Raw genomic sequence first — 8347 nt, forward strand, 5'->3', positions numbered from 1 at the left:
AATCAATTTATTTTATTGCATCGGCACTTAAATCAAAGAAACCATTGTCTAAGCCACGACCTGTTGGATGTAATTTTTCAATTTCAGCTGTTGCATGAGCTGCTTGATCTTCTGACCAAGTTCCCGCTTCAAGTGCTGCTTTCGCTTCAGCAAATAAGCGAGCAATCGCGACAAAATTTTCACCTGGCGTGTAAAGGCCATCGAGCTTCCATGTACGATAGTGATGGTCATACAAGTTTGTTAACTCATTCATCAAGTTCACATCGTTATTGGCAAAAATATGCGTACCATGACTATCTTCATAAATGGAATAGTGGGTTTCTGGTTTTTTGGGTTCAGAAATAAACAGCCCTTCGTCTTTCGTAACCCCTTTGTCGTTCTTTGTGTAATTGTAGTAATTTTGAATTAATGGGCGTTTCGATTGATGAATACACGTCGCCCCATAGACAAGAATTTCAGCTGGAACTGCTAAGTTTTCTTCCATTGCTACCATTTCTTCAAAAGGTACTTCCCGAGCTAGGACAGCTCCGATGGCTCCTCGTTTACTCCAAAAATTGATTTGACGTGAGCTCGTTACCAAGGTTTCGCCATCATAAACGTAAGGAATTTCTAATCCATCTCGTTGCATAATAAACACAATACCTGGATCACCCAAAGTAATTTTATCGACGTTGATTTCTTTTAAAAATGTCAGATACTCTGGGACTAATTTCATTTTTTCAGGGTGCATAATGCCATTTACTGCCACTAGCACTTGTTTGCCCATTTCATGTGCACGTTTCACAATCTCGCGTTGTTCATCTCGTGTAAAAGATACGGGCAAACGCAACCCGAATGTTTCTTCTCCAATATATAATGTATCCACACCTGTTGCGAGTAATTCTACAGCCTGCTCAACAGATTCTGCAGTTGCAATCAGTTCAATCATAAATATAGCCTCCTTCTTTATGACCGTTTAATAGTATCATACGTTCACAAACTTTAAAAGAGCCTATCTGTATTAAACGTACATTTTTCACAATGTTTCCGAAAAAAATTTTGGTAGAAAAGCGCCAACCGCTTACCTACCAAATGCTCTTTTTTTAATTACTGGTCATCTGTTCTTTGGTCACTCGTTCAAGTGGTATTTTCGTTCATAAAACGTTACTACAACGGTGAATAGCCACGCTGCCGCTAAGCCTAACAAGCTGCCTAAAACAATCCCCAAAAAGCGGAATTGAATCAACGTTATCACGTACTGCTGACGAACGAGCAATGAAAGCATCAGAGCCATAGGCGTTGTGAAAAATTGCGCCAATCCATAATTACGACGAATAAAATACTCAACGGTCACAAATAAGATTGTAATCACGACAATCGATTCAAAAGTTGTCAAAGCTAAATTAAGCAGAAAAGCGGAAATAACCAAACCAATCGTTGTGCCAAAAATTCGCTGAATATTTCGCTGCTTAATCGCACGTAAATTGTCTCCTTGTAAAATGGATGCACAGGAAACGACTAACCAATACGGATTCTGTAAATGTAAACTTTCGCTGATATATACAGCAAAAAATAAGACAAAGCTATAATATATGCTATCTAATGGCGCTTCTGGATGCCGATAAATTCGTTCCCGTAATGATCGCTTAGCTAGCGGGGCACTGATTTCCTTCTCTGTAAAATGCAACACTAGTGCAAACAAAATAGAAAAGCCAATGCCTAATAACATACAGCCACTCATGAACGGAATTTTTGCTAACGGAATGCTCGTACTGGCACCCATCGCTGTCACCATCACACCAAAGAAGGCCCCTGGTTTTGAAATATCGTAGACTTCAAAGAAAAAGCGGCCACCAAAACCGACCAGTGCAACAACAATGGGAATGAGCCATGCAATATGGGTCGATAACATGCCTAACAAATTTCCTAAAAAAAGGTAACTACCGACCACAGATAAACGAGTCATTAACTGTTTTAATGGTAACGGCTGATAATATAAAAAAGTAAAAATACCTAACGAGCCAAAGCTTGAAATCAATAATTGATGATTGATATAGCCCAAAAAAAGAATGCTGAACATAACCAAGCCAGCAAACACTAGTCGAAAAGGATTATCCTTTGGACGTTGATAATGTAGTAATTCTCGAAAAAAAGATTGTTCCATTCCATCACCCCTCCTTATTAACGTAGCACAGAAAAATCAATCTGGCAATTCTCAAAAAGAAATCGCCACTGGAAAATAGAAAAAGGAGCGTGGGACAAAAATCACTTTGGATTTTTGCTCCACGCTCAAAAACTGATACACGGTGAGAACAGAAGCAACCCCTTCGGCTTATTTCTCGGAGTTAAACACTTCTGTCCCGACCTCCTTTGCACCTCATCTATACAGTTTGTAATTCTTTCGCTTCTGTTTTTGGTGCTTTTGGTGCCCGCACATTTAACGTGATTTTGCCTTTGCTAGCGCCTAAAGTTACTTTATCCCCTAACTGAATTTGACCAGAAAGAAGGGCTTCACTTAAACGATCTTCCACTTCTTTTTGCAAGGCCCGACGAATTGGACGTGCGCCATATTCTGGATCAAACCCGACTTTACCAATAACTTCAATTGCAGCTGGTGTGATTTTCACTTTAACCTCTTGTTCGGCCATCCGTTTCACGACAGATTGACTCATAATTTTTACGATTTCATGAATTTCCTCTTGTTTCAAGGAATGGAATACAACCGTTTCATCAATTCGGTTTAAGAATTCTGGACGGAAGGCTTTTTTCAATTCTTCCATGATTCGTTTTTGCATTAATTCATGATTTTTAGAAATGTCTTTCACATTGAAGCCGACATGTTTTTCTTCACGAATCGCTGTTGCCCCTAAATTGGAGGTCATGATTAAAATCGTGTTACGGAAATCGACTTTTCGTCCTTTGGCATCCGTTAAATGGCCATCATCTAAGACTTGTAATAAAATATTAAAGACATCTGGATGGGCTTTTTCTACTTCATCTAGCAAAATAACGGAATAAGGACGTTGACGAATTTTTTCAGTTAGTTGGCCGCCTTCTTCGTAGCCGACATAACCTGGAGGAGAACCGATTAAACGGCTAGTACTGTATTTTTCCATAAACTCAGACATGTCCACGCGAATCAACGCTTCTTCGCTGCCAAACATCGCTTCGGCTAAGGCTTTGGCAAGTTCTGTTTTCCCAACCCCTGTTGGTCCTAAGAACATGAAGGAACCAATCGGTCTTGCTGGGTCTTTCAAGCCACTACGCGCACGACGGATAGCGCGTGAAACAGCTTCAACTGCTTCATTTTGGCCAACGACCCGTTGATGTAAAATGGTTTCTAATTCCATCAATCGTTCGCTTTCTTTCTTCTCTAGCTGCTGCAAAGGAACGCCTGTCCATTGTGAAACAACCCCAGCCACGTCTTCTTCTGTTACTTGTGTACTGTAACCAGACAGACTTTTTTCTTTCACTGCAATCAATTCTTCTAGTTTTTCCATCACTTGTTTTTCTTTTTGACGAATCCGAGCAGCACTTTCAAATGATTGGTTTTGAATGGCCTCTTCTTTTTCCGTAATTAATTGAGAAATTTCGGTACGCAATTCATTAATTTCTGAAGGTTGATCTGCCTTATCTAAACGAACTTTTGCTGCAGATTCGTCCATTAAATCAATTGCTTTATCTGGTAATTGGCGGTCATTTAAATAGCGAATCGATAATTGAACCGCTGCATGTAGAGCTTCATCTGTAATTTCTACGCCATGATGTTTTTCATAGCGTGAACGCAAGCCTTTTAGAATTTCTTCTGCTTCTTCTGGCGTTGGTTCTGCTACTTGAATACGGGCAAAACGACGTTCCAAAGCGGCATCTTTTTCAATATATTTTTGGTATTCATCCAGAGTTGTCGCACCAATTGTTTGCAACTCGCCACGTGCTAAAGCAGGTTTTAAAATATTTGAAGCATCAATCGCCCCTTCTGCACCGCCAGCACCGATCAAGGTATGCAATTCGTCGATAAATAAAATGACTTGTCCATCTTGATAGATTTCATCGACAACTTTTTTCAAGCGATCTTCGAACTCACCTCGATATTTGGTTCCAGCAACCAAGGCACCCATGTCTAGCATCATTAAACGTTTGCCTTGCATATCTTCAGGGACTTCTCGGTTGACAATTTTCTGGGCTAACCCTTCTGCTATCGCTGTTTTCCCAACACCTGGTTCACCGACTAAGACAGGATTGTTTTTGGTACGGCGACTCAAAATTTGAATCAAACGACGAACTTCGGTCCCGCGACCAACTACTGGATCCAAGCTTTGTTCTCGTGCTAATTTGGTTAAATCCCTCGCTAAAGAATCCAATGTTGGCGTCCCTTGTGGCGTATTTTTATTTTGACCATTCCGACGACGTTGTGCGCCATTGGGTTCGGAAACGCCCATTTTTTTCAATAATAATTGACGCATTTTGGATAAGCTTAATCCCAAATTCACTAAAATTCTAGACGCTAAAATTTCTTCGTCTCTTAACAAGCCTAATAATAAATGCTCGGTACCAATCTTTTGAGCCCCTAAGCGCTTCGCTTCATCTCCCGCATAGGCAAAGATTTGTTTGGCTCTTGGTGAATAAGGTAAGTATAAGTTGTTATTCCCCATTGGACTTTGCATGGTGCCATAGCCACTTAAATGCTCAATTTCTTCACGGATGTCTTCTGTGTCAGTATTCAATTGTCGTAATGTTTTTCCGGCAATCCCATTTGGTTCTAAAACGAGTGCTAATAATAAATGTTCAGAACCGACGGATTGGTGACGAAAATACTTCGCTTCTTCTTGGGCAATCGCCAGTACGGCTTTCGCACTTTCTGTAAATAGTTCATCCATAGTTATTCCTCCTCATAGCTCAAGCGCTCTAAAAATGAACGCATTATTTGAGCTCTTAGAAAATCTTCGTGATTCCCCAGACCATTTAATGTGCTTTTACTTAAAGCAGCTAGCATTAAATTGCCTTCCTTTTTCGTAATCACTTCTTCTTCATACAATGTTTGAATAAATGTTAGCGCATCTTTTTCTGTTAAGGTTGCGCCAATCAATTGATCCATTTGTTTTAGTAATTGATCGTTATCTGAAATTTGTACTTTGACAATGCGAATATAGCCGCCTCCACCACGTTTACTTTCAACTGCGTAGCCTCGTTGGATGGTAAAACGTGTATTAATTACATAGTTAATTTGTGAAGGAACGCAATTAAATAAATTAGCCATTTCCGCCCGACGGATTTCAATTTTATTACTTTCTTCTAAAATCTTTTTTAAATAAGCCTCGATTAAATCTGACGTATTTTGATTACTCATAGTCTTCCATCCTTCTTCTCTCTTGACTAATATTGACCATTATTATATCGAACTTTGCCTATTAAATAAAGAGGAACGCTTTGACTTTAATAAAAAAATGCAAAACAGGAGGAGCAACCTCAGTCAAACTGACTTAAGTTCCCCTCCTAAAGTTGAAAATATGTTATTGAATTACAGGCAGACAATGGCTCCGCCTTAATGTCTCACAAAAACGATTCTTCGCCGTAGGCTTGATCCAAGGCTTGTTGAATATCTTCGATAATAGATGTTGGCTCTTCCAAACCAACGTACATGCGAATGTGCGCTGGCGACAAGCCTCTTTTCTGAACAGCCGCCAAGTTATTGCCTTTGAATACAGGCAAGGCCAAACTTTCAAAACCACCCCAACTGACCCCAATTGTGACCAACGTCAATGCATTCACAAATGTTTTCAAACGTTCAAAATCGGTATCTTTTAAATCAATCGCAAACAATGAGCCATAACCTGTTAAATATTTTTCTGCTAACGCTTGTTGTTGTTGATTTCCTACAAAAGGATGATATAAGCGACTGATTCGCGGATCCTTTTGCAAAGCCGACAGCACCGTTTGGATGGCTTGAGACTGATGCGCCAACCGAACGGGCATGGTACGAATACCTCGTAACGCTAACCAAGAATTGAAGGGACTATTGACTGCGCCTAATGCTTGATGACCATGTTCAAAAATTTGATCTACAAGCGCTGCTTTGCCAATGACAGCCCCTGCTACAATATCCGAATGACCACCAATATATTTGGAACAAGAATGAATCACCAGGTCCACATTATGGCATAAAGGATGCTGAAATAACGGTGACGCCCACGTATTATCAATGACAGTGTATGCGCCGATTTTTTGTGCTAACGCAGTTATTTTTTCTAAATCTAGCAGTTCAAACTTTTGTGAGGACGGACTTTCAAAGTAAATGACTTTGGTGTTTTCCTGAACAAATTGAAAAAGTTCTTCTGTTTCTGCAACGTCTACTCGGGTCAAGGATACGCCAAATTTCTCTAAATATTGCACAAACGAAACAGATTCTCCATAAATTGTATTGACCATTAAAACATGATCACCTTGTTGGAGCAACGTAAACAGCGTTGCCGAAATAGCGCCCATTCCTGAGGCAAAAACTTTACATTTTTCTCCACGTTCCAAACGAGCAATTTTTTTCTCTAAAATTTCTGTTGTGGGGTTGGTGCCACGTGTGTAAACATAATTATTTTTTTCATCCATACTCGCTGCCATAAATTCTTCGTAAGTTGGAAAATAAAAGGAAGAGGTTTGAACCAACTCGGGCACCATCGGATGATACATTTTTTCCATTCCTTTTTCCACTTCACAGCAAATATTTTCATCATTCTCAACATGCATTTCCTTCACTCCTCTTTCTCTACAATGTTTCTGGTACTTCATGGGCTTCTTCTTTTTGATATTGTCGATCTAAGGCTTTTACAAATGGATAATAAATAACGACACTAGCGGCAACAGCTAAAACTTGCGTCACTGCACCTTGCCATTTTCCCACTAAAAAGCCCGAAAACAGAAAGGGCGTAGCCCATGGTGCTTGAATGTTTGTAAACATTGGCATGAACCCAATTTTCATTGACAGAAAGGCAATCAAGACCGATACAATCGGCGCGACCACAATCGGAATCAATAATAAAGGGTTAAAAATAACTGGGAGTCCAAAAATCAAGGGTTCATTAATGTTGAAAAATGCTGGAACAAACGAAATTTTCGACATGGCTTTCATTCTAGATGAATGTCCGACGATGGCCATTGCAATAGCCAAGCCAATCGTGCAACCAGCGCCTCCAATTGTGGCAAATTGATCGAGCATTTGGACCGTGCCAAAGTTGCCACTTTGAGCAGTTAATTGTCCTAATTCCGCTAAGCTTTGGTTTTTGTCTGCATTCGCATATAAAATAGGATATAGCATGGAATTGATGACAGTTGGATGAATCCCAAACCACCAGAACAATCCATTTAAGCCAGCCACAATAATAATTGCAAAAGGGGTTCCGATTAAACCTTGCAGTGGCGCTTGAATCACCGCATAAATTAATTGCGGGAAGGAATCCGCAAACGAAAGCCCAATCCCATTAATCAATAAAGCCACCGCTACCACAAAAATCCCAGGAATCAATGCACTAAAAGCTTGGCTCACCATAGAAGGCACGCTTTCAGGCATTTTGATGACTAATTTTTTCTTAATACAGAAACGAGTCAATTCAACCGAAAGAATTGACATAATAATGGCCGTAATCACCCCTTGCGTTCCTAACCAATCAAACGATAAAACTTTCGTCACAACTTCGCCTGATTCAGTGGTCACCGTTTTCGGTAAAACGACTACGTAAGCGACAATTCCTAAAATTAATGAAGTTAAACGATCCATTTCGTAACTTTCCGCCAATTTATAGGACATCGTCCCGGCAAAAATAATTCCCATCATGTTGAAAGTTGCTCGATAAGCTGGTGAAATCATATCCGCCCAACCTGCACCGAAAATTCCAGCCATAAAATCGCCATACCCTGCTACTGGAAAATCTGTAATCAACATAAAAATCGATCCAATAATTGTTAACGGCATAATCGCAAAAAAACCATTTCTTAAGGCTTGAAAATAACGTAAACTTGTAATCCTTGAAACTTTAGGCACTACGGCTTGCTCCACCCAGTTTGTTAACTTATCCATTTCACTTCTCTCCTTAATCCTTTGTGATATCCTCATCATAAAGAAACCGCTTTCTGATGTAAATACGACTAACTGATTCTGTAACTATGTTTCATAATTCATACGCTTAAGGTATACTGAAAGCGAAACAAAGTACCACAGAGAGGTGAACCCATTGAATCTAATCGAATGTTTAGAACAAAAAGAACGCTATACATATAACGAAGGGCTAATTATTGATTTTATTTTATCTCATACTGAACGAGTCCTGCATATGTCGATTTATGAACTAGCAGAAGCCACCAACTCTTCAACCTCCACGAT

7 protein-coding genes (1 of these 7 cut by a window edge) are annotated in these 8347 nt (G+C 39.8%); 1 reads left to right on the forward strand and 6 read right to left on the reverse strand.

Going from position 1 to position 8347, the window contains the following annotated elements:
• Positions 1-7 precede the first annotated feature (7 nt).
• From IGM09_RS12880 to IGM09_RS12905, 6 genes are all read right to left on the reverse strand, one after another.
• A complete protein-coding gene (locus IGM09_RS12880; RefSeq protein ID WP_002354722.1) occupies positions 8-928 on the reverse strand; it encodes a peptidase U32 family protein in 921 nt (306 codons plus the stop codon).
• Positions 929-1108: 180 nt separating this feature from the next.
• Entirely contained in the window at positions 1109-2143 is a 1035-nt protein-coding gene (locus IGM09_RS12885) for an FUSC family protein (protein ID WP_002354721.1), read from the reverse strand.
• Between the two features lie 217 nt (positions 2144-2360).
• The gene (locus tag IGM09_RS12890; RefSeq protein WP_002360915.1) at positions 2361-4856 is read right to left on the reverse strand and encodes an ATP-dependent Clp protease ATP-binding subunit; all 2496 of its coding nucleotides are present in this window, start codon (positions 4854-4856) and stop codon (positions 2361-2363) included.
• 2 nt (positions 4857-4858) lie between these two features.
• The gene (locus tag IGM09_RS12895) at positions 4859-5326 is read right to left on the reverse strand and encodes a CtsR family transcriptional regulator (protein ID WP_002354715.1); all 468 of its coding nucleotides are present in this window, start codon (positions 5324-5326) and stop codon (positions 4859-4861) included.
• A 203-nt stretch (positions 5327-5529) separates the two neighbouring features.
• Entirely contained in the window at positions 5530-6759 is a 1230-nt protein-coding gene (locus IGM09_RS12900; protein WP_050588857.1) for an aminotransferase class I/II-fold pyridoxal phosphate-dependent enzyme, read from the reverse strand.
• Complete coding sequence (locus tag IGM09_RS12905; protein WP_033625228.1) at positions 6737-8044, reverse strand: PTS sugar transporter subunit IIC; 1308 nt, start codon at positions 8042-8044, stop codon at positions 6737-6739. Before IGM09_RS12905 ends, IGM09_RS12900 begins: the two co-directional genes overlap by 23 nt.
• 145 nt (positions 8045-8189) lie before the next feature.
• On the opposite strand from IGM09_RS12905, the gene IGM09_RS12910 reads away from it, so the two are divergent.
• Positions 8190-8347 carry the 5' end (the start) of a MurR/RpiR family transcriptional regulator gene (locus IGM09_RS12910; protein ID WP_002354705.1) on the forward strand. The gene runs 700 nt beyond the window's last position, so only the first 158 of its 858 coding nucleotides appear in the window; its start codon is at positions 8190-8192; its stop codon lies beyond the right edge, outside the window.

This window comes from Enterococcus sp. DIV0167, from assembly GCF_050541555.1.
Taxonomy (GTDB): Bacteria; Bacillota; Bacilli; order Lactobacillales; family Enterococcaceae; genus Enterococcus; species Enterococcus faecalis.

What these genes read in the sequence shown, in the direction of transcription:
- IGM09_RS12905 (WP_033625228.1), bottom strand. Translation starts at nt 8,044, where the DNA reads ATGGATAAGTTAACAAACTGGGTGGAGCAAGCCGTAGTGCCTAAAGTT.
- IGM09_RS12880 (WP_002354722.1), bottom strand. Translation starts at nt 928, where the DNA reads ATGATTGAACTGATTGCAACTGCAGAATCTGTTGAGCAGGCTGTAGAA.
- IGM09_RS12895 (WP_002354715.1), bottom strand. Translation starts at nt 5,326, where the DNA reads ATGAGTAATCAAAATACGTCAGATTTAATCGAGGCTTATTTAAAAAAG.
- IGM09_RS12885 (WP_002354721.1), bottom strand. Translation starts at nt 2,143, where the DNA reads ATGGAACAATCTTTTTTTCGAGAATTACTACATTATCAACGTCCAAAG.
- IGM09_RS12900 (WP_050588857.1), bottom strand. Translation starts at nt 6,759, where the DNA reads ATGAAGTACCAGAAACATTGTAGAGAAAGAGGAGTGAAGGAAATGCAT.
- IGM09_RS12890 (WP_002360915.1), bottom strand. Translation starts at nt 4,856, where the DNA reads ATGGATGAACTATTTACAGAAAGTGCGAAAGCCGTACTGGCGATTGCC.